We start from the raw sequence: 789 nt of genomic DNA, 5'->3' as shown, positions 1-789 counted from the left end.
CTCAGCTTCCGCTCATTAACCCGCTGTTGCATTTCAGCTTTGAAACCGCCCAGGTAATGCCGACTGGGGGCCCGCGCACCGGCGGTGGGTGAGCACATTTGCCTTCGCTAACCACTGGCAGCAACTGGCCTTCGACGAGTGCCGCCGCACAATTGAAGACAGGCTCGCGCAATGTGACCGCCTCGAGGCAGCGCTGCGTGAGGCCGTCATCCACTGGCGGTTCTATCCGGCCGTACTGGGCCTGCAGACCATGCGCGGTGTGCAGTTCATCACCGCCATCGGCATGCTCTCCGAGTTGGGGGACCTCTCACGCTTCGAACACCCGCGCCAGCTGATGGCCTGGCTGGGCGTGACGCCGTCAGAACACTCTTCGGGCGACCGCCGCCGACAGGGCAGCATCACGAAGAACGGCAACAACTATGCAAGGAAGCTGCTCGTCGAGGCGGCCTGGAGCTACCGTTACCCCGCACGCGTGAGCCCTGACATCCAGCGACGGCATGAAGGTATCCCCAAGCCCATCATCGACCGTGCCTGGGACGCACAGGTTCGACTATGCCGCCGATATCGCAAGCTGGCCGCACGCGGCAAGAACGTGAATATCGCTGTTGTCGCCGTCGCTCGCGAGCTCGCGGGATTCATCTGGGACATCAGCCGACTGGCCATGTCGCTTGCCGTACCACGCCCCCCACAGGCATCGTAGCCGTGAGGCTGGTAGTGACTGACAAATACCAACCTGAAGGAGTTCCCTGAAGGCGGCGTAGCCCGGCACCCGAGTAACCCGCGACCGGA

Annotated in this window: 1 pseudogene; it reads left to right on the top strand. The window is 63.2% G+C overall.

Annotated elements, in window-relative coordinates:
• Nucleotides 1–52: 52 nt before the first annotated feature.
• Nucleotides 53–700, top strand: a pseudogene (locus tag P0D89_RS53595) (IS110 family RNA-guided transposase); the annotation flags it as partial.
• Between the last annotated feature and the right edge of the window lie 89 nt (nucleotides 701–789).

This window comes from Paraburkholderia sp. RL18-085-BIA-A (assembly GCF_046027075.1).
Lineage (GTDB): Bacteria > Pseudomonadota > Gammaproteobacteria > Burkholderiales > Burkholderiaceae > Paraburkholderia.
Note: the sequence above shows the minus strand (reverse complement) of the source record. Positions and strands in the feature narration are given on the sequence as shown.